Origin of the sequence: Flavobacterium hydatis (assembly GCF_000737695.1) — a bacterium.
GTDB lineage: Bacteria > Bacteroidota > Bacteroidia > Flavobacteriales > Flavobacteriaceae > Flavobacterium > Flavobacterium hydatis.
The window spans coordinates 1-24,595 of the sequence record NZ_JPRM01000010.1 but is presented as its reverse complement, the minus strand read 5'-3'; the positions used below and the strand labels follow the sequence as shown (position 1 = coordinate 24,595).

General features: G+C 33.4%; 21 protein-coding genes. 6 read left to right on the top strand and 15 right to left on the bottom strand.

Annotated elements, in window-relative coordinates; all coding sequences use genetic code 11:
* Positions 1-2 precede the first annotated feature (2 nt).
* The 3 genes from IW20_RS07720 (at position 3) to IW20_RS07710 (ending at position 2,050) form a co-directional block, all read left to right on the top strand.
* Positions 3-443: a DUF3872 domain-containing protein gene (locus IW20_RS07720; protein ID WP_035620596.1), complete on the top strand. Its 441-nt coding sequence runs from the start codon at positions 3-5 to the stop codon at positions 441-443.
* A gap of 522 nt (positions 444-965) precedes the next feature.
* On the top strand, positions 966-1,418 hold the full coding sequence (locus IW20_RS07715) for a response regulator (RefSeq protein ID WP_051885638.1): 453 nt from the start codon (positions 966-968) through the stop codon (positions 1,416-1,418).
* 125 nt (positions 1,419-1,543) lie between these two features.
* Positions 1,544-2,050, top strand: a complete 507-nt coding sequence (locus tag IW20_RS07710; RefSeq protein ID WP_035620595.1) for a sigma factor-like helix-turn-helix DNA-binding protein — start codon at positions 1,544-1,546, stop codon at positions 2,048-2,050.
* Between the two features lie 249 nt (positions 2,051-2,299).
* Here the strand turns inward: IW20_RS07710 and IW20_RS07705 are convergent, their stop codons facing one another.
* From IW20_RS07705 to IW20_RS07665, 9 genes are read right to left on the bottom strand one after another with little or no spacing between them, the layout of a single operon-like run.
* Entirely contained in the window at positions 2,300-3,106 is an 807-nt protein-coding gene (locus IW20_RS07705; RefSeq protein ID WP_035620593.1) for a PRTRC system ThiF family protein, read from the bottom strand.
* Positions 3,103-3,828, bottom strand: a complete 726-nt coding sequence (locus IW20_RS07700; RefSeq protein WP_035620591.1) for a PRTRC system protein B — start codon at positions 3,826-3,828, stop codon at positions 3,103-3,105. Before IW20_RS07700 ends, IW20_RS07705 begins: the two co-directional genes overlap by 4 nt.
* Positions 3,825-5,000: a hypothetical protein gene (locus IW20_RS07695; RefSeq protein ID WP_035620590.1), complete on the bottom strand. Its 1,176-nt coding sequence runs from the start codon at positions 4,998-5,000 to the stop codon at positions 3,825-3,827. Before IW20_RS07695 ends, IW20_RS07700 begins: the two co-directional genes overlap by 4 nt.
* Before the next feature lie 17 nt (positions 5,001-5,017).
* Complete coding sequence (locus IW20_RS07690; protein ID WP_008464599.1) at positions 5,018-5,236, bottom strand: PRTRC system protein C; 219 nt, start codon at positions 5,234-5,236, stop codon at positions 5,018-5,020.
* A 25-nt stretch (positions 5,237-5,261) separates the two neighbouring features.
* Complete coding sequence (locus tag IW20_RS07685) at positions 5,262-5,861, bottom strand: PRTRC system protein E (protein WP_035620588.1); 600 nt, start codon at positions 5,859-5,861, stop codon at positions 5,262-5,264.
* 12 nt (positions 5,862-5,873) lie between these two features.
* Complete coding sequence (locus IW20_RS07680) at positions 5,874-6,068, bottom strand: hypothetical protein (protein ID WP_035620587.1); 195 nt, start codon at positions 6,066-6,068, stop codon at positions 5,874-5,876.
* 11 nt (positions 6,069-6,079) lie between these two features.
* Entirely contained in the window at positions 6,080-6,277 is a 198-nt protein-coding gene (locus IW20_RS07675; protein ID WP_035620584.1) for a hypothetical protein, read from the bottom strand.
* A gap of 53 nt (positions 6,278-6,330) precedes the next feature.
* The gene (locus IW20_RS07670) at positions 6,331-7,404 is read right to left on the bottom strand and encodes a DUF932 domain-containing protein (RefSeq protein ID WP_035620582.1); all 1,074 of its coding nucleotides are present in this window, start codon (positions 7,402-7,404) and stop codon (positions 6,331-6,333) included.
* A 44-nt stretch (positions 7,405-7,448) separates the two neighbouring features.
* A complete protein-coding gene (locus tag IW20_RS07665) occupies positions 7,449-7,826 on the bottom strand; it encodes a single-stranded DNA-binding protein (protein ID WP_035620826.1) in 378 nt (125 codons plus the stop codon).
* A 707-nt stretch (positions 7,827-8,533) separates the two neighbouring features.
* On the opposite strand from IW20_RS07665, the gene dndC reads away from it, so the two are divergent.
* From dndC to IW20_RS07650, 3 genes are read left to right on the top strand one after another with little or no spacing between them, the layout of a single operon-like run.
* Complete coding sequence (gene dndC / locus IW20_RS07660) at positions 8,534-9,898, top strand: DNA phosphorothioation system sulfurtransferase DndC (RefSeq protein ID WP_205625904.1); 1,365 nt, start codon at positions 8,534-8,536, stop codon at positions 9,896-9,898.
* Complete coding sequence (dndD, locus tag IW20_RS07655) at positions 9,895-11,994, top strand: DNA sulfur modification protein DndD (protein ID WP_051885635.1); 2,100 nt, start codon at positions 9,895-9,897, stop codon at positions 11,992-11,994. Before dndC ends, dndD begins: the two co-directional genes overlap by 4 nt.
* Positions 11,978-12,373 carry a DndE family protein gene (locus IW20_RS07650; RefSeq protein WP_035620581.1) on the top strand — a complete coding sequence of 132 codons (396 nt, stop codon included), beginning with the start codon at positions 11,978-11,980 and terminating at the stop codon, positions 12,371-12,373. The genes dndD and IW20_RS07650 overlap by 17 nt, the downstream gene beginning before the upstream one ends.
* Here IW20_RS07650 and IW20_RS07645 read toward each other — a convergent pair.
* The 6 genes from IW20_RS07645 to IW20_RS07620 form a co-directional block, all read right to left on the bottom strand.
* Entirely contained in the window at positions 12,345-13,433 is a 1,089-nt protein-coding gene (locus tag IW20_RS07645) for an HNH endonuclease domain-containing protein (RefSeq protein ID WP_035620579.1), read from the bottom strand. The genes IW20_RS07650 and IW20_RS07645 overlap by 29 nt on opposite strands.
* Positions 13,433-15,244 carry a DUF262 domain-containing protein gene (locus tag IW20_RS07640; protein ID WP_051885634.1) on the bottom strand — a complete coding sequence of 604 codons (1,812 nt, stop codon included), beginning with the start codon at positions 15,242-15,244 and terminating at the stop codon, positions 13,433-13,435. Before IW20_RS07640 ends, IW20_RS07645 begins: the two co-directional genes overlap by 1 nt.
* Positions 15,245-15,285: 41 nt before the next feature.
* Complete coding sequence (gene dptH / locus IW20_RS26575; RefSeq protein ID WP_035620577.1) at positions 15,286-20,454, bottom strand: DNA phosphorothioation-dependent restriction protein DptH; 5,169 nt, start codon at positions 20,452-20,454, stop codon at positions 15,286-15,288.
* Complete coding sequence (gene dptG / locus IW20_RS07630) at positions 20,426-21,898, bottom strand: DNA phosphorothioation-dependent restriction protein DptG (RefSeq protein ID WP_035620574.1); 1,473 nt, start codon at positions 21,896-21,898, stop codon at positions 20,426-20,428. The genes dptH and dptG overlap by 29 nt, the downstream gene beginning before the upstream one ends.
* Positions 21,895-23,637, bottom strand: coding sequence for a DNA phosphorothioation-dependent restriction protein DptF (gene dptF, locus IW20_RS07625; protein ID WP_035620572.1), 1,743 nt, complete (start codon positions 23,635-23,637; stop codon positions 21,895-21,897). Before dptF ends, dptG begins: the two co-directional genes overlap by 4 nt.
* Positions 23,638-23,708: 71 nt before the next feature.
* Positions 23,709-23,921 carry a helix-turn-helix domain-containing protein gene (locus IW20_RS07620; RefSeq protein WP_035620570.1) on the bottom strand — a complete coding sequence of 71 codons (213 nt, stop codon included), beginning with the start codon at positions 23,919-23,921 and terminating at the stop codon, positions 23,709-23,711.
* Positions 23,922-24,595 lie beyond the last annotated feature (674 nt).

Genomic DNA, 24,595 nt, shown 5'->3' with positions numbered 1-24,595 from the left:
CGATGACAGCATTTTTTAATAAGTTGAGAATAGGATTAATGCCGGTATTGCTGGCAGTCCTGATAAGTACAGCCACACTCTTATCCTGCAATAAGGAAGAACTGGAAATACAGCATGAGTTCCCATTTGAGGTAAATGTCATGCCCGTACCCAAGGACGTTGCTAATGGAGATACCGTAGAAATAAGGTTAACAATACAGCCTGCAGGTCATTATACTGGCACGCACTATTTTATTCGCTACTTTCAATTTGATGGACAGGGCACATTACGTTATTACAATGAACCGCCTTACCAGCCAAATGATTTATATTCGATACCAACAGAGCAGTTCAGACTGTATTACACTTCAAACTCCACCGTTTCCCAGTCTTTTGAAGTGTGGATTTCAGATAACTTTGGGAATGAAAAACAATTGAGTTTTGAATTTAACAGTAGCGATTAGCAGTACCGCATCAGTTTATGACAAGCAGTAATATTTCGCATTTTAAGAACAACCCGAAGATAATCTTCGGGTTGTTTTATTGTCAGTTGTCCATTGATTCAGTTAGAGAAACATTTGATAACTTGATAAACGTTACTATCTTTGGACAAAATATAGAAAACTCATTATAGTGTTTTTGCTTAGGGCTCGGTAACTGAAAACTGGTAATTTTTAACGACCGCGAGACAAATAAGTAAGGACGCTCATGCCATTGGCGTGGGCGCTCGCTTATTCGTGGTCGGGTATACCAGTGCCTCAGTTCCGATAAGTGTAGTGGTCTGCGCCATGTTTTTTTATATAACGGTGCTTAAGGCTACTTAATTAAGCAGGAACCTATTTGGAGTATAGGCAAGTAATTTATAAAGACCTTTATTTTACGCTGAAGTATTTATAAAGTGTTTTTCAGTATAGGACGAAAGTCCTATGGCGACAAATTTATGGGTCATTTTTTTCTATAATTTGTTCAACATTAAATAAGGAATAATGGAAAAAGAGAATCAGATTACGATTGCCTTAATTGATGACCATGAAGGGCTTAGAATATCCCTTCAAAATTTTTTGGAATATAGTAATTTTAAAGTGGTGCTTCATGCTGCTAATGGTCGGGAAGCAATGGAGGGTTTGCAGATGCAGGAAGTACTGCCAGACATTTGTATTCTTGATATCAGCATGCCTGTTATGGATGGTTACCAGACAGCCAAGCAGATGGCAGAAAGATACCCAGAGATCAAGATATTGGTTTTCAGCAGTCTTGACAATAAGAAAAGTATAATCGAAATGCTTAGGCTTGGCGTTCGGGGCTATGTACTGAAAGGTTCTGCTCCTGAAAAACTTAAAACAGCTCTAATAAAGCTGGATCAAGGAGGTTATTATTTTAGCGAGACAATAACTAAAACTGCATTAAGCTATATTGCTGAAAACCGCAATTCCCAATAATTGAATGGTACTCTTTGCAAATTTAATGCTCGGCACTAGATACATTGTGACGACACCTAACTACAATCTTACGAATCATGTTAACTAATACTCTGATAGACCGCACCAATAAATTTTACATCGAAATGTCGAGAAAGGTACTTTCTGAAAAGGAATATGATATACTCAAGAAACTTTTGATAGATAAAATGACCCTCAAGGAAGTTGGTGAAATTTACGGCATTACTGGAGAGAGTGTCCGTAGACAGTACGAAAGGACATTTGAAAAAGTGAAGTGTATTACTGAGCTGCTTGGCGACATAGACTACTACAAACAGAAATTAGAGCAGTTAAAAGAGGACTTTGAATACGAAACAGGGCGGATAAAAAAAAGAAGAAGTAAAGCTGAAACTGACCTGAATAAATTGCTATATGATACCCATTTTCCTTTCAGCAAGAGAATGTTCAGTATAATCGAGGCTTTAGGGATTACTACCATAGGAGAACTTGCAAATATCCCCCTCAAGGATTTTCAGTGTTTCAGGGGATTTAAAGGGAAGTGTAAAAATGAACTGATCGCTTTTATTGAGTTTGAACACATTGAGCATCTTTTTAAGGGCTTTTCTGTTTGGAAAACGGTTGCAGTTAAATAGGATAACAATTATAAAAAGCTGTCCGAATTGCGGCGTTCTTTTGCTTCTTTTCTTTGGCCGCTTTTACGGAAAGAAAAGAAGTCCTCTAAAATAACAAAAGGGATACTGCATATCCCTTATAAAATTTTCGCAGCCTGTTTGATAAAATGGCGCATTGTGCATTTTTATTAAAGTGGCTGCACCGCTTAAACGCAAAAAGACTGCCCCGACCTTCGGGAGGGTGTGTCTTTTTGCCGCCCGATTTTCGGGTCAGGCGACTTTTAGGGGCTGTGACTGAAAGTTTCCAAGATTAAGGAAAAAACCCCTGTACTCGGTCATGCCGTAGCGGAACAAACTCCACAACAGCGAACATCCCATTTGTGCCAAGGCAGAATTGATAAACAATTCCTGTTTTTCCAAGGCTTCTGCTAAAGAGCAGCTTGGCGTATCGTCCTGCTGTTCTGATTGTCTTAATAATTCCCCAAATTCTTCGGTAACAAATGGCAGGCTTGCCACCGTTTCATATTTTTCAGAGTTGGGTTGCTTAATTTCATCAATAGTGGATAATATGACCTGTCCTGTATGTTGGCTATTGCCAAAGTCCAACCAATATTTGGGTGTATCTCTGTAATTTCTACCGTTACTTAACTCTTTTAGTATTTCGGCAACGCCAAATCTCGCCTGTACATTATCCACACAAGTAATATAGATAGTTGCCTGTGCATTTTGGGGCAGTCTTCCCAAACTATCTTTCTCGAATTTCACCGTTTCCGCTTTCCAATAAGTTCCCATAAAACGATTGGCTCGGTTTATCAGGGTAACGGATTTATATAACCCAACCTCGCACTCTGCAAAACGCTGTCTGCCTAAATTGGCAGTCGTGATAACATCGTCATCCCAAAGGCGAACGGTTAATCCTGCGTGTCCGAGTTCAATAAGGCTGTGGTTCATTTCCATTAAAGCGGTGAGTACTTTTGAACCTGTACCGCCTGCACCGATTACGTTTACGGTAATAGGGTTGGTCGGATTTATGAGATAGTTATCCGTAAAATGTATTTTTGTTTTCTCAGTATTCATGATAATAGGTTTTTAAGGGTTTTGTTATTCTTTTTCAACACTTCTTTAGGAAAAGGGTTTCCCGTTTGGATAAGGTCTTTCCAAAGATTAACAATGTTTTTTCTTATCAGGTTTTCGCACAATGAATGACTGAAGTAGGAATTAAAAAAATAGTGTTCCCACGCGCGGGTAAATTCTTCCACCGAAGCAGAATTTGTAATTTCAATATTAACTGTTCCCATACAGACATTACCCTTTTCGTAAATATTGAAGAAAGGTGCGTAATGCAAAGGCGTTTGCTCGGTTGGTCTTCTGTCGGTTGCCAAAGCAAATACCGTAAGATTACTTTTGCTTGCTAACCAAAGCATTGCAGGTACTTGCGTCTTTCCGCTTGGTATGCCCAGATTGTCCACAAAGTACATCTGCCTCTGCTGTGCTTTGGTATACCATAGCACCACACCTTTATCTTTGTTCGCATTGATTTGTAGTATGTTTGTCGGCAGTATTCCACTCGATTTTAAAAAGGCTTTATCCTTGTTCTTTTCTGTTATCAATGCCCTTGCCAATGCTTTTGCTTCCCGTTCTGTGAGTGGGTGGGCATTAATAGGAGTACCGTTTTTGTCCATATCGAAATACTCCACATATACATCGCTGTTAGCTCCTTTGTTTTCATAGAAAACAAGTGCGGATTTAGGATGGTACAGTGTACCAAAGCTTTCTGTTATATCGGTTGTATTTTTCATTTTCTTGTTGTTTTATAGTTATAAAGTAAACTGCACATATCGTCCAATAGGGCAAATAATCCGTTCTCAAAATCAAGACTGTTTTTCGTTATCTCTTTTTTGTCAAAACGTTTGCAGATGATCGGTTCCTGCATTGCTACGTATTCGTTGAATTCGTTATTGATGCTCTCAGCAAGGTTCTCGTAAAGCCATCCTTTTGTGTGCGATATAAAGGAAATATACTTTTCCATACCAATGGTTTCATTGTCGTCGTCGTCATTATCAGGGTCTTGTTCGGGCATTGGAGCATTTCGGAAAATGCTTGCCTTTGGATATTCTGTATATAATGCAAAGGCATTACAAGCTATCTGCCAACAATCGGTGTCGAATGAATCACTTCTTTTAAAAGTTTCTAAACGCTGTCCAAATACCTGCAAACTTGTCGGGTTAAAAATCTTTTGCTCGATACAATCTCCAAAGAATTCCACTTTTTCAAACTCAAGTTTATATGCTTCGTCTTCTTCAGTTTCATCGCCCTGTTCCACCCATTCTTTGTGCATTTCATACATCCAATACAGATAACTGCTTTCCTGTCTGAAATAGGGAATGTCGGCAATATGGTACAGGTAAGAGCAAACAGAAATAAGCAGTTGGGCGTTTCTTTTGCGCTTGGGGTCGTGGAGCATCTGATACAGCGGTTCAATCGGTATATAATACAGGGTTGTACCTGTGTTGTATTTTTCCTCACTGATGAAATAGGTTTTCTTACAGTCCTGCACCAAACGTATTTCCTGCCAATTCAGTACGCTTTGCTTTAACTTTTCTTCCATATCCCATATAGCCAATGCCATATTGTAAGGATAGTCAAATTGGTTGGTTTGCATAGGTTCAATATTATAATGCTCTGCAAGTAATGACAGCGACTTGTAAAAATCACTTTCTGTTTTTACTGTTTCCTTACAAGCCTGTACAGTTTGCGTTTCTTTCAGTCTGGGCAGGAATGCAGTCTTTAGAAAACCATTGGCAACATTTCCACAGGGACTGACCTGCGTTTGTCTTTTTGAACCTCGCTCGCATCTTTGGTTTTTTGCATCCATTGGTTGAACTCGCTGAGCTGTTTGTACAACTGCCTCTGTCGTTTTTCTTCGGGTGGCTTTATTGTTCCCGATATGATATGTTTGTGCATAGTCCATTTCTTTATAATTTTAGATTATCCTTTAGTTCCCATTACGCTCTCAAATCGGTATTCTACTGCATCATCCTTTATTGCGGGTGCAGATATTTTGGCGGTTGTCAAAATGGGATATCTGCTGGCATAAAAATTCAGTACTGCTTCCACGCTCCAACGTGGTTCGGGATCGGTCAATATAATATCGTGTCCTTTATCTTTAAGTATAAACACTCTTTCCAATTGGGTTGCTAATAACATGATTATGAAATTTAAGTTATTACATTTAGTTTTCCTCCGGAGTTTCTGCTGAGTAATCTGCAGTTACTTCTTCTGCTTTTGCAGGTTCGGGTTTTTCTTCCTCGATAGCTCCAAAAAGACTTGGCGCAGAAAACTTGTCGGAGAGTTCTCTTTTACGTTTGCGTATCTCGTCAGCCTTTTCAGGAAACTCCGTTATTTCGGGTACTTTTACCCACGCCTCACGGTGCTTTCCTTCTTTCTCAAGTTCATCCGCTTTTGCCATTGCGTCTTTAAACTTCTTTTCATTGGCTTCCTGTGCTTTCTTCTGCCTGTCGGCTTTATCTTTTTCCATTGCCGACTGTTTTTTGGTTTCTTCCAACTGTTTCATAAAGCTTTCCATATCCACCATTAAGCCTGAAGCGGTTTGTATGGGTGTGGTTATCTTCTCGAAAAAACCGTTGTCGAGTTCCTCGGCTGTTCCCCGAAGATTAAGGGGTGGTATAATGTTTTTTGCGTTATCTCCGCATTTTTCGTTTTGAAGCATAACCGATACGATTAGGCTGTTTTCTGCTCCTTTTGCTATGGTAAGCTGCAAATCACCTGTAATCTGCAACTGTGCTATCTGATGGAAAAAATTTGCATTCATCGTTCTAAAATTTTAATTGTCGTCTAATTGTTTTTTAATGGCTCTCAATTTCTCGTACATATCTGTCCAATAGGTTTTCTGCCTTTTATCGAACTCGGAGAAACTTGTATCCTCGTGGCGGTATTCCTTGTACTGTCCTGCCATTGTAATAGCTTCTTTCAGGTTGGTCACCTCAATAGGGCAACCGTTCAAATCTGTTATCTTCATAACTTTGTCATTCAGTTTTCAGCGGTAAAAACTCCGTTCTCATAATAGCCTGTAAGCTGTTCCCAATTCCTTAAAATGCAATTATTATCTATATAGAAATACTCCGTTCTATTGCAATAAATGATATATACAGCCTCGTCTTTGTACTTCGTTTCAAGGCTTTGTGATTTAGCCATACTTTTAGCTTCGTCTATTGATTTTGCTTTCATATCAGTTAATTTATAACAGGCTACCACCGATTAAAGCGGTAGCCATTGGTTATCTAATTAAAGTTTAAGACTTCTGCACCATCCAAGGCAAAGCCTGTACACAATTCAAATGCCTTTTGTGATTTGAGTTGAGCAGTACCGCCCAAAACAATGCTCTGTAACTTGGCTTCATCATCTTTGTATTTGCGTACATTCTGATAGTAGCCTGTAACAGCGTTATATGCTCCGAACAATGTGCCTTTGGTAGTGTCCATCTGCTGTGTGTCGCTTGTCATAGCATACGCAAAGGCATCCTCAACGGTATTTTTGAATATGGTGGAAATTTCATCTTCCGCACCTTTTTTTAGTAAATCGAAAGTTTCTTTATTGGGACAAAGTGCCAATTGGATTAGCTTTCTCACTTCCTTGTCTGTTACCTTTACTTTTGCCCATTCATTGAAAATATTCTCTAACTGGATGCTCAAGGTGTTGGCTAAACCCATAATCTTGTGAGCGTTCTCAATACGCTGTTTTGCTCCCGAAGTGTGTTTGATACGCACTACATTAGTCATACTGCGTAAGGAGGCGTTAAGCGTGTTTTGGCATACGATACGAATAGGCGTAAAAGCGGCTGTGATACTTCCGCTACCATCGTGCGAAGTGGTCAGGAAAATGAATTTTTCGGTTACATCATCGCCATTTCCAACTCGGATATAGTCGGGCAGTTTGGCTGTGATAAATATGCGTTCCCCATTACCCAGCGCTCCTGCGGTTTCATATAGTATTCCCTCTCCACCGCCTACAATTGCATCAAAGAAATTAAATGCTTCACGGTTCTGCACGATATGATAGTCTTTGCCTACCACACCCAATACTGCATTGTTATCCGTGCGTATATTGGCAAAATAGTTAGGGACTTCCAATTCGTTACTGCCAATCTCGATACTGTCAGCCGTTTGAATAATACCCGAACCTTTGGTAAATAGCGGACTTTTAACGACTTCGTAATCTAACCCTGCAAATTTGATAGCTTCCTCGCTTGTTGGGTATTGCTCTACAATTTGCCCTAGTCCGTGCCACGCTTTTTCCTTTACACTAAAGAATGAATAACGTCCTGTTTCGCTGTTAAAATTGATATTATGTGCCATGATTTTAAAATTTTAAATTGTTTAAATTACTTAGGTTCTAGTTGTTAAAATGGTAGGTCGTCCTTTGTATCCTCAGTATTGTTTCCTGTAGGAGCCTGTACCGCTTCGGATTTTTTACCGCCCCCGTGCAGTTTGATTTGCGAGGTATTGAAGTTCAGTCCTGCGTGCGGTTGTCCGTCACTGCCTGTCCAAGCCCTTGCGCTCACTTTGCCAGTAAGTTCTACCACCGTGCCTTTTGTGAGTATCTGCGCTACTTTTGGACTAAGCCAATAGGCGCAGTCGAAATACGTTGTCTGCTCTATGCGTTCGCCCGCTTTGTTTTTGTAGCTGTCGTTGATGGCTACCGAAAAGTTTACTACTGTTTTACTGTTCGACACGTTGCGTACCTGCGCATCCGCTGTCACTCTTCCTGTGATGTTCATAATTTCTACGATTTTTAGTGATTCTTTTTTTTTTGAAATTTTATTCGGCAATGAGAGGAGGTGCTGTTTTGTTTCATCAAATCCATTTTTAATATTTTATTTCTCATTGCTGACATTTTTTTTATTCGTCTAAAGAGCCGGAGTATGCTATGTTTCGTTTCAGGAGCATAAAAAGGTTAGTGTTTAGCAATAGCAAGGTTTTGACAAAAAATACAACCCGGATGGGTGGAGATTTTTTATCAAACCTGAAGGGCCTGGCCTTGCTGTTGCGTTAAGGACACGGAAATACCTTTGCTGCTGAAATGAGACAAAAGCATACTGGTTTCTTGATAAAAAAAATGAAGGGAAGCAATAAGGTTTATAGTAGATAAATTTAGGTGTGACTAAATAACAAACCTTACTTATGAAAATAGAGTTAAATCTTACAGAAATATTTAAGTCTACTTTATTATTTGGATAAGTATCGTAGCATCATTTTTGAAATCTGGCATTTCCCCTTAACTGCCATCATTACCAATAAGTTATCGATTTCAACTAGGGTTTTCAACAGTATACTTGAATTGCCTATTTACAATATGAGTAAAATCATAGGCTAAAGGGGGAAAATAAAATATTCTTAAAGTAAAATAAATGTTTATAAATAAGAGTAGATTTGCAGAAAAATATGTCTACAATTCTCTACTTTTAAAGAGACTTAAATACTTCTAATGACACCCATAAAAAATAAAAAAGTTGAGGGAATAATAGCCGAAATTATTGATCAATATGCTTATGCAGATCAATCAGACAGACCGTGGATAATTGGATTTAGTGGTGGTAAAGATTCAACTGTTTTACTAATGCTTGTTTGGATTGCACTACAAAGAATACGAGAGGACTTGCCATTTCCTTTTCAGTTAAAAAGAAAGATTTATGTAGTATGCAACGATACAATGGTTGAAAACCCAATTATTGCAAACTATGTGGAAGATGTTTTAGTAAAAATTACTGAAGCTGCAAGAGATCAAGATCTGCCAATATTTGTTCAAAAAACAACACCTAAACTTGAGGAAACTTTTTGGACTAATGTTATTGGTAAAGGATATCCGGTACCAAATAATGCTTTTAGATGGTGTACAGATAAACTAAAAATAAGACCAACTTCCAATTTTTTATTAGAGCAGATAGATGAAAAGGGAGAAGCTATTGTTTTATTAGGAACACGTTATGATGAAAGTGCAACCAGAGAGCGATCTATCAGAAAACATGAGGTAACAGGAAGTAGATTATCAAAGCATCAAACTACAGCAAATACATATGTTTACGCTCCAATTAAAGAAATGATTGTAGATGAGATATGGTATATTATTAATGCTGTAAAAACTCCCTGGGGTTTTGATAATTCAATCCTTTTTAAAATATATGCCGACGCCAGTGCTGATGATTATGAATGTCCAACGGTAGTAGTGAATAAAGAGCACACTTCCTGTGGGCAAAGTCGCTTCGGCTGCTGGACTTGTACAGTTGTTAAAAATGACAAATCGATGTCGTCTTTAGTTAACAATGGTCAGAATTGGATGCACCCTTTGTTGGAATTTAGAAATAGGTTGGTTGAGGGAAGAAATATCTCTGAAAACAGATCAGATACTAGACGAAATGGTCAAGAAGCAGTAAGGGACGACGGTACTTATAACGGTAATTATACTGCAGAATACAGATACCAAATATTGAGAGATTTATTATTGGTTCAAAAAGATATTCAAAAGGAAAGACCTCATATTACACTGATTAATAATCAGGAACTTATTGCTATTCAAGTAACTTGGAATAGGGATGGATATTTTGATCATACTGTAGGAGATTTGTATAAAGAAATTTATAATAAAGAAATCAGTACCAACAATATTAAATCGCTTGATGACACTGAGCGAAGAATATTGAGAGAAGTATGTGAGGATGAACCAGATTATTACCATTTAATTGATAATTTGATTTCTTTACAAGAAACCAAAACTCTAATGATTTCTAAATATGGACTTCACAATGATGTCGAAAAAAGAATTGAAAGTTTTGTAAATGAAAATGAGCTATGAAAATCAATAAAATAAAATTCCAAAACTTTAGAATTTACAAAGATGAAAATGAGATAATTTTTACTCCAAACGCTTCTAAGAATATTAGCATAATTGCCGGTAAAAATGGATTTGGTAAAACAACATTTTTAACATCTCTTATCTGGGTTTTTTATGGTAAGATGATGAGCGAAGTGGAAGACAAGTATAAAAGAGACATTAAAAATGCCGGAGGTTATGAGAAGTTTAGTAAAACGCTTTTAAATAGGGAGGTAAGAACCCACTTTGAAGACACTGGAAAAGGTAGTCCTGTCGTATCCGTTGAAATCGAATTAAAAGACATTTTAATACCTTCCATACCTTGCAAATCTGTAGTTATCAAAAGATCGTATGACTTGCGGAAAGATTCGGAGGATTTAAAAATCTACATTGATGGACTAGAAAATGAGCTAACTAAAGAGGTGGGCTTTGAGGTTTTTATTAACGATTTTATTCTACCACGTGAAATCGCCAAATTTTTCTTCTTTGATGCAGAAAAAATAGTTTCGCTTGCTGAGGCTAAGTCTAAATCAGAACTAAAAAATTTAAGTAAAGCCTATTCGGAGGTGTTAGGGATTAAGAAGTATGAGGACTTGAAAAAGAATTTGGAAACGTTGCTAACAAAACTTCGTAGAAGCGGTGCTTCCCCACTACAGCAAACCAAATTATTTGAGTTGACAGATACAGAAACTGAGATAAATGGTTTAATTGAAATCAATCAGGACAAGCAATTAAATATTGACCGTGAAATTGGGAATCATAAAATTATTAGCGATGGTCTCCAAGAGAAGTTAATTCGTGAGGGTAATGGAATCACTTTAGAAGAACTTCAAAAAATGAAGTTAGAGAGAGATAAATTAAAACATGAATCAGCAGACATTAAAAATAAGCTAAAAAAACTAATGGATATTGCACCATTGGTAATTGCAGGAAAAAAATTAGTACAGTTAAAACAACAATTGGTTTCTGAACAAAGTGCAAACAATAAGTTGATTGATAAAACCTTCTTAGATGAAGAATTGAACTCATTTTCGATTGTTTTACTGGCAAAACTAGATGCTTTAAACTTAGATAGCAGTGCTAAATCTAAAGTACAGGAAGCGCTAAAACAAACCATTTCGCAGAAGCAAACTGAGAAACAAGGCATTAATTCAGACAAGGTACTTTTAGATTACACCACCGAGCAATTCCGAAACTTTGAGGCTGTTTATAATAACATAAAAGGAGCGTTTTCAAGCCAGTTTACCGCTGTAGTTCAAGAAGAGAAGAACAATAGAATTTATCTTAATAAGGTTTATCAACAAATTAAACAGGCAGAAGCAAGAAAAGACAATCCTTTAGCCCAAAAGTTGCGAGAAGAGAAAAAGGAAGCAGAAGACAGAATTACTGTTTTAACACTAAGTAAGGGTAAGTTACTTGAAGAAAACGAAAGTTTACATACTAGATTAGCCTCGGTTAGAAAGGTATTATCGGAATACGAAAAGAATTTCAAATTGGTGGATACTGATCAGAAAAAACACGAAGTAACGGAGAAGCTATTAATAAAAATTAATTCGATAATACTAAAAATAAAAGAAGATAAGAAATTTTCTCTTCAAAAATCCATTATGCTCGGTTTGAAAAAAATTATGCATAAAAGTGATTTCATTCATAATATTCGTGTAAATGTGATTGATGATGTAATGGATATTGATTTGCTGGATAAAAGTGATCAAATTATAGATAAGGATTCATTGTCTAAAGGAGAACAACAGTTGTACGCTACAGCTTTGTTGAAGGCATTAGTAGACGAGTCCGGAATTAAATTTCCAGTTTTCATTGATAGTCCATTGCAGAAATTTGACAAATACCATTCTAAAAATATTATAAAAGAATTTTACCCTGCAATATCAGAGCAAGTGGTACTATTCCCGCTTTTGGAAAAGGAATTGTCTGAATTGGAATATGACTATTTAAAGCCGAACGTAAATAAGGTTTTTGTTATCGAAAACAACAATAACGGTTCGAGCTTTAAACCATTTGCAGTAGACCAATTATTTACACACCTAAAACAAGAGCAAGATGTTTACGCAAATTAAAACTAGTAAAGAAAATAAAGAAGTGGTTGCGCTACTGACTCGTAAGTTGGGTTTAGGAACCGAAAATGTGATAGCAAGAATTGCCTATACATATTCTCTCTCCCAAGATAAAAAGTTAGATTTAAATGACATAAAAGATGCTGGAGGCAAGGAGTATTCTAAATCGGTGCTCTTTGGAGATTATTATGATATCTACCTTGGATTGCTTTGTGTACATTATGGCTTATACAAAACAGACAAAGATATAGGTCGCTATATCAAAATGCACGTAGATGAAGGGCTACAACTTTTAAATGAAGAAGTAAATAATCGTTCGAACATTGATGGTTTTGATTTTTTAACAGAAAAGATTAATCTTGGATTAAGTATGACCATTTAGTATAATATCCTAGATTGTTGGCGAGCTCAATTTCGACTGCAATTTTTGTACTAAGTAATTCTGTAAACCTAAAGCTTGGGATACTCAAAAGTTCTGTTTTATTTATTGAAAACAAAGTAAAGTAATCTTCTAAGTATTTAGGATTTAGAGATGAAATATGATGAATAAAGTTGAATTGCAGATCAGTAAAATTGCCTAAATACTTACTATCTGCAATCTTATTACTCTTGGAACTATTTACTACTTTTTCTATAGGATGCAAGTTCCATAGTTTATCATGTGTAACTAGAGACCAGGGTAAATAATGATCTATACAAAAATTTTTCAAAGTAAGTAGAGGCTTATTTTCAAAAACTGATTTGTTTTCAAATCCTTTTATTTCTATAAAGTTTTTCCACAATTTTGTTGGTTCTGATAGTTTTCTTGTTTGGGGTTTGAATAGCTTTAAAGATATATTGGTTACGTATGGATTATTTTTTTCAACATATTTGAACAACTCAAATAAAGTAAAACTTTGTATGATCTTTATATTTGAATAAATCCACTCAAACCATTTCGGATTCAAAACAATCTCATTTGCTTCAGTATCGATTAAATAAGGAGCTTGTCTATTAGGTGTACTTTGTAATAAAATAATGAAATTGTTGACCTTACTATCATCAATTCCAATAGTTTCATTAAACCAAGGCCTAACAAATCTATAAGGAACATATTTAATTAACTTGCTAAGAATTTCTTTTAATATTCTTCGCTCTTTATTGTACCTTAAAAATAATAATAAGTCCTCTTCACTGATATCATCATTTAATTCACTAAAATTATTTTTAATCTCAATAATATATTTAGCTAATTGATCTTGTTTTCCTAAAGACAATTTGTAATAGTTTACTGGATACCATGCAAGTACAATCATCTGTATAGCTAGCTCATCAAATTTAAAATTTTTTCTCTCCTTATTTTTTATTAATTGCAACACAGAGTACCACCAATAATATTTATAACTATTGGTAGTACTTTGAAAAACTTTTACAATTTCTTTTTCAAAGGAAAACTCATTCATTATATTGTAAATATTTTACAAGCCATATCTTTTAATAAATTTTTTCTTGAAGATAGTTCAGTATTTGTCCATTGAGTCATATTACCAATATCAATATTTAAACTAACTGATGAAGCTGAAAAGATTGGTTTTTTTGTAGCAAAATCATCATTTCCACCAGCTACATTATCAGTAGGCCCCATAAAAGTTAAATTTTCAATCTCATTTTTAAATGGTTCCAAAGATGTATTAATAACTGCTCCATGTGCATTTCTTGGATATACATGTTCTATTGTTGTACTTGAGAAATCATAAACCCTAGTTTTGTCATTACAGATAGGTACTCCAGTTGCTCCTGCATTATACCATCTTTTATAATGTTCTAAAGTCATTAAAAAATATTTTAAAGGCTTGTTACCACCTCCCTCTTTATAAGACATAGTGTCCAAAGAACTTTTAAAGTGAACATCATTAACTCTTGAAGTAAGTAATGCTCGTAATGCGATTTTTAAAGTATTAACATTATATGTTGTAGGGTTTGCCCTTATTAAAACAGACTGAGCGTGAAAGATTGTGACCACCGCTTCTATGTGCTCGTTAGAGACTGTTTTATATCTAAATAAAAATTTCTCTAAAATTTGAACTATATCCGAAAATTTTCTTTCACCTAATAAATAACATGAAAGTAATAATGGAATAGTTACAGTAAAACCTAATTCTCTAATTAAAAGTGTAAGTCTGTTTCTATCCCAAGCTGTTATAGGATTTGTCGATTGAAACGGCCAGGTACCTTCGGATAATTTTCTTAATATTATTATTTCTTTTTGTATAGATAAAGTAGAATCTAAAATTTTTTGTGCATTAGTTGCGTTTACAGAAAGAAGATGCTGAGGATAAAATTGATTTAGGAAGTCATCAAATAATGTATTACTACCTGCTCTCGATCCTTTATGAGAAGAATAAATCCACCTCAAATAATTATCAATTATTTTTGGAGGGTCCTTTAAAATATCGTCCCATAATCTTTCCGCAGAATCTTGCTTTGCGGTATAGCTTTCTAAAATTTCTAAAGTCTTGGCACGTAATAAATCTCCCTCTGTCAAACTTTTACCTCGATCATTTAAAACTTGAAATAATTTATAAGCTTCTTTTTTATCGTAAGTAATGATATGTATCATGGAGAAATCATCATCAATTATATGCTCAAATATTTCCAAATTATCAATTTTTTCTATTAATGTTGAAGCTGTACTAATAGTTGATAATATTTTTTCTCTAAGTTTTTTGTAGGCAAATTCAATTCTATCGTGGGACACTCTTGATGATGTCGGATTATTTTGTCTTATAATATCTTTGAAAAATTGTTCATCCGCTGTAGACATAATTAATGCATCTACATTTATGGTCTCTCTATTTACTTCTTGTTCGAACTCAATAAATCTTTTTGTTAATCTATCTATTCTTCTATTTATAATTGTTTCGTTAACAGTATCTGCAAGATTTACTGCTTCTACTAATATTTCTTTGTAAACAGATATTAAGGCTCCAATTGTTAGTACAAATGTTGACAATCTTTGTTGACCATCTACCAATTCGTACTCGTGTTGTCTAACAACTCCAACAACAGATTTTTCAACACTAACCATTCCGCCAAAAAAATGATTTATTGGCGTACCAGCCTTTCTTTTTTCATAGCAAGTTGATAGATCTTTTACGTAATCATCTACTTCATAAATTTCCCATGCATAACTTCTTTGATACTTTGGCACTCTAAACATTGGGTTATTTGTAAAAAAAGTTCCAACAGCTGCATATTCTGGTTCTACTCTCATAAATTTGACTTTTAGAATTTTACTGATATTCAATCATTATTTTATAATTCCCAAAATGCTTTATCCTTAATTAATATAGGATCTGATCCTGCAAGATTAATAATACTTTGGTGCTTCTCTAAACCTTTGATGGTTTTAATTAAATTCTCTTTTTGCAATTTACTGTCTAATGAAAATAGGGATTCCACCTCTTTCATTTTGATTTCGTTTACTCTGTGAATAACCCAAGTCAGAATATAATTTGAGTATTCATTTTCACTGGTAGCAAAATGATTTAAAAATTGGGTAGAAAGTATTGTTCCAACACCAAATTCTCGTCCCTCCTTTAATATTTTTCGAATAGAATTAAAATTCTTGCTCAAGAAATTATCCGCTTCATCTACCAAAATCATCTTTTTAATCTGTCGATTATTTCCTTTTATTAAACTGTGACCATGTCGTTGCATTTGAGTATAAAAAGCATCTAGGGTAATAGCTACAATTAGGTTCTGAATAGACTCATCATAACCAGATAAATTAATTACTACGACACCTTCAATCAAAGAATAAAGCGATTGTGTTTTAGTAACATCTGGCTCAAAAATTTCAAATTCAGAAAGATTAGAGATTGCAGCATACAAACTGTCCTGAGAGTTTTTTTCACTTCCCAAATAAATGTCACAGACGTCCCCTAAAGTTGGAGGATTACGTGTCCAGGTGTCTTTATTGGCTTTAAGTATGCCTTTCTCTTCATAAGCTTCAACTATAACGTCACGTAATCTTTGTTTTTGCACATTCCCTAAATTAAAAGCGTTGGAAATAGTCTCCTTTAAATCATTAGCTGTATGTAGAGGCAACATAGGTTTTGATGACTCTGTAGCGTCGAGTGCCAATGGATTGTATGGCAAATGGTAAGGATTTAATACCGTAGCATTAGTTTTAGAGACAAAGTCCTCTTTAATATAATCACCTTTATAGTCGAAGATTAAAATCCCTAGCTTTTCATTCCCAATATTTTTATTTGAATCAGAATTTAATTGAGTAATCAGCGATTTAGTAAATTGTGTTTTCCCTGTCCCCATTGTACCAATAATACCAGTATTAGTGTGCATTACTTTGTTGGTATTATTAGGCTCCCAATAAATAGTTTTTAAACTATTTAAATCAGTACCAAATTCTATCTCGATTCCTTCACCACTGTTATAAAGTAAAGGGTCTTCATCTGATTTAAAATTCTCTGTAGGTTCTATATCCTGCTCATCTGTACTAAGGTAGTCTTGCCTAATTGGTCCATCAACTACCGGGGCAACATGTGTAAATATTTCTAAATTTGCATTTGGAAAGGCATTTACTAACAAGCTGTCTTTCTCGATTGTAGTTTCCGTGTTATGAAAGAGATGAATTAAATCGTCGATTGATTTTACAAGAAAGTTATAACCATCGGCTTCTTGTAAATCTACCCTCATGTACTCTTCGTTAATGCTTATTTTTCTTTTAAAGACATCATTTCCAAAGTGTATTAATCCAAAAACCCCAATAGTATTCTTTAATCGATTACTTATTTTGAAGTTATTATTCAACAAATCATTACGATAATTTTTGGTTATAGTATCCCAGTTTTGATTATCCCATACGTGGAAAAGTTTCATTTTTTCAGCATTAGTGAGAGCAATTTTAGCAAAGAAATTTTTGTAAAACTCACTTAAGAATCCTTCCTTATTTAAGTGCTCATAAAGTAACTGAGCGGTATGTTTTCCTTGATCAACCCCTTTTTTTACAATACCTAACCCACCAATTTTTAGTTCAACAGGGTATAAATGCATTAGTAATTGATTGTCTAATTCTTCCAGTCCAATAAATAATAAATCATCACTAAAAGAACCTATTGCACCAAGATTTTTAGTAGAAAATAAACCTTCACCCATATTTAAGCCGGCATTACCGGAAACTCTTAAAATTTCTTCCAATGAGATTGGAATCCAAATAATATTAGGATGATGTAAAAAAGTTAATGAAGTTTTAATACCAGACAAAAGACTTAATTTTTCTCGTGGAAACTGGCTATGTTGACGTATTAGCTTTAATAGCCATTCGCCATTAATAGCATTGAAAAAATTAATAATATTAATTGTATCTGTAACCGGATTAAATTGGACTTGATGTTTCTCTAAAAATTCTTTTACTACAAATTCATATTGACTGGTTTTACGGCTAACGGTTATTGCATCATATCCATTAGAATTATTGTATTGGTCACTATAATGAATAATAACTAAATCCTTATTCTCCTTAAAAAAATCTAAGTCAACCTTAGGATCAATATATGTTACCCATTGTGAGTCATGATATAACTTTTCTAATTGCTTTTTAATATCATAATCAATAGTGGTACAAAGTGCATTATTACGTCCATACGGGTGATTATTAGATGCAACACGAACAAATGAATTAAATAAAGAAGTAAGTTTTATTAATTCATTTTGATTTTCAGGCAAATCCATAGTACCAAATCCGGTCCTGTAATTTTCCGGTCCTGGAGTAGAGGCTACATCAGCCATTAAGCCATTAAATGAAATACCTGTTTTCACCAAACTCATTTCATCATACGATTTTTCAGTTTTAGTCACATCAAACTGATAGAAAGTAATATGGGCGTACTCGTACTTCTCTGCTTTTGTCGGCTGCTTTTTAGAATAGAATTTTACTCGTTCGAGAAAGAAATTCAAAAGGTCTTCCTTTTCAAAGTTTTTCGTTTTCAATTCTATTTTCAAATGTTTTTCTATATCATCAACCTTTTCGTAAAAAGTAAGTTCTTCAAATTTAGTAACTAATTTTTCAGAGCCATAAATGCTTACTTCAATAGGCAGCAAATCAGTCAAACGTTTAGTTAGGTTGCTGTTCAAGTATTTTCTGTAGTATTCAAATATCCCATCTACAACTTCTCTACAATCGCCAAGGTTTATAACGTTGATTTTTATAGGGGATTTTTTAGATTGATCAAAAAGAAATTCAAAATTTGTGGTGAAGTCTTTAATTTTATCAGTAACTAAATTAGATACAAAACTTTTTGGAACAGCTTGCTCTGAATTTAAATAAACGGTGTAATAAAGCCATTCCGGAGAATGACTCGATTCAATCGGTATATAGATTTCATTTGGTTTTCCTTCGATATAAGGAATCAAATTAGTAGGACTTAAACGTTTTAAGATAGCATTGTAAATTTCTTCATTTTTTAAATCATTATTTAATTGAAGTTGATAAGCTACATTGAGGGGATGTAAGGGACTAAACTTAATTTTTTCTTCACCTCCAATTTCCTTGACCACACCTAACCATAAGAGGTTTTTTTGTTTAAACGTCAACGGTTTGTTTTCCTCTAACTGTTCCAATTGCATTATAAAGCAGCTAACATATTCAATTGCAATTTGCTTCAATTCTTCATTCAAGTATACTAAACTAGGTTGGGTTTCTTTAATTTTATAATAAGCCCTGAGTTTATTAAAAGCTAATTTCACGTCATCACTTAATTCTAACTCATTATTTGAAATACTATTTTCATTACCTAAGAGCCAGGAATATCCTTCAGAGTTTATAATCTGTTCTTCTTGAATCAAATTATTTCTAAATTCACCACTAACTGTTTTTTCATTATTTTTAAACAACAATTTTATAATATTTCCTTCCTTTTTGTATTTAAAATCAAGGCAATTAACTCTTTTTTCTTTCCATACATCAAGCCCTGATATTGGTTTTGGTGCCTCAAAATCTGTCTTAAAAGCAATAGGTATTACAACATCAAATAATTCTATTTTAAAATGAATTAGGTCCTCCTGAGCTAGTGAATAATCATTGTTTATTATTAATTTATTTTCTTCTTTTATTTCAAAAGTTCTATTCAAACTTAAAAGTTCCGTAGTAAGTATTGCACCATCTGGATTAAAAACTAATGATGGACTTTCTTTTATTTGGAGGTAAGAGTTCGATTTTTGTATGTTTAATTGAAAGTTTCCTTCAAATTGCGAAAAGATATTTGGATTAAATGGTAGGTGCAATATCTTGATTACATACTTTTTATCGGTTTCAGAATCTTTGTACTCAATCAAAGTAAATAAATTCTGAGCATCGAATTCTTTAAACTCTAAAACAATACTGAATCCGCTAGTGGTTGCACTAATGTTTTTTGAACCGTGCTTAATGCTAAGACCTTCCTTTTTTACAAATTGATCATATTTTACATTTATTTTGAATGGAAGTTCCAATGAAGGATTAAACACAATAAGGTTTACATTCCTCTTTTTAGATACTGAATCACCGTCGGTATTGTACCATATGGTTTGCAGTAAATTGTCACCTTCAATATTTTGAAAGACTGGCGGAGCTTTTTCTTTCTCCTTATCCATCCATTTAACTATTTCCGAATAATCAAAGTCATGCCAGTCCTCTTTTATAATTCTGGTAAGAGCTGTACTCGGTAAATCTTGCTCTAAATCCGAAGCAGGATTTCCGTTTAAAAAAATATTTTCAAATTTTTCATAAAGACTAAAGTTACTAGTCAAATCTTTTGAAAGGTCTCCATGTTTACTACCTAATTCTTCTTGCGGGAAAAGTCCTAAAAACCGATAATCTTTTAAATCAATTGTGCCTTTTTGCAGTGAATTAATGACCTGTTCATAATCAAAAATAGAGTTATTGTCTTCAACAACACTTTTTGTTTTTCTATCTAATACTGATTTTAAAATTAGTTTCTCGTACTTTTTTAATGTAGAATTATTTTCAATATCATATTCAATTTGATTTTTAAATCTTGAATAATGCAAAGGCATTCCTTCCTTAATTAAACTACCACTACCACCTAACAAGCTATCCAATTTTCCACTAAATAAAATTAGAATGGCAGTTCCTTCAAAAATATCATTTTGATCAGCGACTTTATTTCTGAGCATGGTGAAGTAATCCTCAGAAGCAAAAGTACTGGAGGCAATGATTACTTTCGTATTATCGATTACTAAGCAGAAAGTAGTATAAGCTTCGCCTCCTTCAGGATGAGTATATGAAAATGGTTCAATAGCTACCGTTGAAGAATGATGCAACGACTCATAAAGAAATTCAATATTTTCCTTGTCTTCCAGATATAGATTAAAACGATCACCAGGTTGGATTTTCTGTGAAATAAAATATCCGATTATTAAATCTGAAACATATTTATATAGTTGACTTGACGTATTGTGCATCTCCGCTATCACTTTTTTTCTCTATTAAATTAATTTTTTCATACAATTTGGTAATTTCCAATTTTGTCGTTTCATCAAAGACAATTCCCCTGTCCTTAAATTTATCCCATAATGTTTTTAATCGTATCTTATCATCGCTTCCGATGCATAATCTCGTTAGGAACAATAAAAGTTCTTGTGATAAAACAGTTGTGTTACCTAATCTACCTCTGAACTTAGTGTAGTTCACTTTACCAAACTGGGAGTACCACTTAGAATAGTCGCTATAAGGTTTGCTTCTGGACGAGTTTTCAAACTGATATTTTATTTTAAACCAAAGAGAATATATATCTTGAGATATCTTATCTGAAAGATTGTTATAAAATAAATCAAGCTCTAATAGACGATCACAATCTATCCAATTTTTTCCTGTGTCAAAAACGGTAATATTTTCTGTGTAAAAATTTATTAATTCACTGATACAACCTTGAAATTTTTCTTTTTCATCAGAATTAAAGCTATTGCAGATACTTCTAATGTTTTGATAGTCTTGAACCAGTTTTCCATCAACATAGATATAATTCAATAATTCTAAAGTGTTAACATGTGCAAAAATAGATTCCGAAGATTTATTTAATTGTTTCCAACCAACAGTATGACTTAATAATCTTGCTTCTGAGATAGTTTCCCAATCCATTGTGTAATAGATAGGTTTTATTTTTGCTTTGGCAGTTCCAAAATCATTAAAACGGAGGTTTAATTGGCTTAGATAATGAAAATAATAATATTTAAAAAAGTCTTCAACGTGCTTTAATAGAAAAGAATTGTTATGTGCTAAAAATGCAAAGTCTTCAACAAATCTATCCTTTATTTCTGGAAATAAATTTTGATAAGTTAGACCCTTTGGTTTAGAAGTTAAAACTGATAGTTCAGGTAAGCATTGTAGCATTAATTGATGTAAAATGTTTTCGCTATTTGTATCCTCATCAAAACTATTTGGATCAAAATTGTCATTTAAAAAAACATCAAAAATAAATTTCGAAACCTCTCTAATGGCATTATTAGAATTGATAAAATTCATGTAAGAAAGAGTCTTAATGTTGAATTTTATCAATCCATTTTCTTCATCAAAGAATATTTTGGAAAGCATGTTTTTTAATTCCTCAATATTTTGAGTTTCGACTTTAGATATGGCTTGCTGTATAATAGTTTCTTTAAGTTCAATCTTAAAGGAACTGTTACTTTGCTTTAACTCAACTTGAGTTTTATTATTCAAAATTCTAAACAATTCACCAATTATACCTTGAAAAGATTTGAAATCTTCAGTAAAAGTATCGCCGCTAGGATTGGTTTTAAATGGCAATAATCTTATTTGATTACCAGTGACATGACTAAAGGTCTTGTTTTTTAAATATCTTTTTTCAAGACTATTTGTTCCGGCTTTATTTAATTCTATTTGCATCATATCACTTGAAATTTATAACCACTAAAAGCGTCTTTGGAAAATTTGTAATCAACCGGTTTTCCAATATTAACTTCGTCAATATACAATGCGGCTTTGTTGTTGTTTTGATTGATTAAAGTATTGATGGAATTAACAAAATAGACATAGTTATTGTTGTCTTTTTTATTAGGCCTATATCCTTGCGAAATCATTTTTAATATTTTAAACAAACTGAAATCTACATGAATTCTTATCGTTTCTTTTTCATTATTTATTCTAAAGCATAAAGAAAATTCTTGTGTGAATTTATTAATGACGGAATCATTTTTTTCTTTTAATGGATCCACATCTGGAAGGACTTCAAAATCTTTAAATACTCTATACTGAGTCTGTTTTTTTCCAACATTTATAACTACTTTGTCATCTGCTTTTGGGTCTCCATTCCAATTCCTTGCCGCATTTTCAACAAGGTTATATATTTTTTTTATGTAAACAGGATTGTGATTATTATAATGGAAGAGCCAAATTAAATACTCATTATAATCAGCATCCTTTAAATATTTTTTTTCAAAATAATTACTAAAATAGTTTAACCTCATAAAGAAACGAGAGAGTTCAGGTTTTGAAATTGTGGCCTTTACTAGTTTTGGTTCAATTTTCTCCAAATATTTTTTATCAATATGTTTTGAAAAAATATCAAGTGTATTCTCTGCATTTATCAAGGTCAATAAAACATCATCTGTAGCAGCATCTCTATAGATACAGGGGTCTAAACTTTCAATTTTTTCAAATAAACTGGAAAGCTCTGGATGCTCAAATAAATAGTTGGGAATTAAATTTGATATATATTGAGGACCACCCATTCTTTCAATTGCTTTGAAATAATCAACATCATTAAGAACAGAAAGATCAACCGGGACAATTATATCATATATAAAGTTTAATAAAGTACGAATCGAAACTATTTCTTTACTTTTAATTATGGACTTTACTATGAGTTGTGATATGATATTTCTATTATTTTCACTAAAGAGAAATTCATAATTGTGTAGTATTGGACAGTATACTTTTTCCGAACTAATAACTTTATACTCTAGATATGCTTTGTGTATAGCGTTTTCTTCATTTTCAGCAACTATTTTTTCAAGGAGAGTAGAAATGACATGAGAGGTAGGGCCATTTTCTGTTAGTGAATACATGTGATAATCAGTAAAATTCACATGATGAAAATTACTTTCGCTATTAAATTCATCATCATGAATTAAATCTGTATCTAATATTTTACTGGATGAAATATAGTTTTTTAAGATTTTAAATTCTTCACCAAATTCTTCAATAAACTTACTTAAAGTACCAAGATTTATAGCTAGAATAATTTTGTCTTTTGAAGCATTTATATTTTCATCATTAAATCCCTGTAATAACTTATAAAGTGTTTCATTGGAGGATTCATTTGGATTATGGGATTCTGTCGCGTCATTATGAATTTTAAATTGTGCGATAACACTTTTTAGCTCATCATGGAGATGCGAAAGTATATGTGATTTTCCATCACCAACATTGCCACAAACCAGCAATAATTGTGCATTATCTTTTACACTTGCTCCTGATATGATTTTTTTTAATTTTTTCTCAACGTCTCGCTCAATGTGCAGATACTTTTTAAATTCATTTAAGTTTGAATAAGCACCTTGCGCCACTGCGTACTTTGATGAATCCCTCAGTTTTTTTAATTCTTCTAGTAATGGATTTAATGACATCGAATTTTTATTAGATTAAAAGTGGCTATAATGTAGAATAAGTCCCAAATTTTGAGAATAAGATCTAATGCTTAGATGCTGTTTGTCAAATCAGAGATGGAAAGTTGAAAAGCTTTAGCTATTTTTTCAATTACAATTATTGAAACATTGCGCTTTCCGCTTTCTATACCAGGAATGTAAGTTCTATCTAAATCAGCGAGTTCAGCAAGTTTTTCTTGAGAATAACCTTTTGATATTCTTAATGCTTTGATTTTTGCGCCAAATTTTATTCTAACATCTTCCATGTAGCCAAAATCGGATTTAGTAGACAATTGTACAATAGACGACTGTCAACTATCTAATAAATTAATGTTGTAGATTAATACTGTTTTAAAAAAAACTTTGAGCGCCGATTTGAGTTTTGCATGCATTAAGGAAATATTAGCTAATTAAACATCTTTTATATTTAACCTAGGGATTCCAATAGAAAAATTAAAAACAAAGTAGAGAAAACTCTATTTTTAAATGTGTCGTAACTGCATTTTTAATATATTTACATCTATAAAAGTACATTGACTGACTGCGATTAAATTGATCAAGGAAACAAAGCGCCATAAGGTAAGTTGTTATAAATGAGACCTATTCGGCTACCCCTTTTGGAAGGAGTACTTGGAAACACCAATAAAATCAACGAATTAAGGAATAGGTAGGTCGTCCTGCCACCCCGACAAAAGTCTTTTCATTTATTTGAAAAGACTTTTTTTTTGCAATAAACTGAAAATAAAGCTATTTAGCTTTACAATATAAAATCAGAGAACAGTTATAGCGTCCCGATTCAAAATCGGGAAGAACGCAAACTCGAATCCTGCCACCCCGACAAAAGTCTTTTCATTTATTTGAAAGGACTTTTTTTTTTTGCAATAAACTAAAAATGAAGCTATTTAGCTTTACAATATAAAATCAGAGAACAGTTATAGCG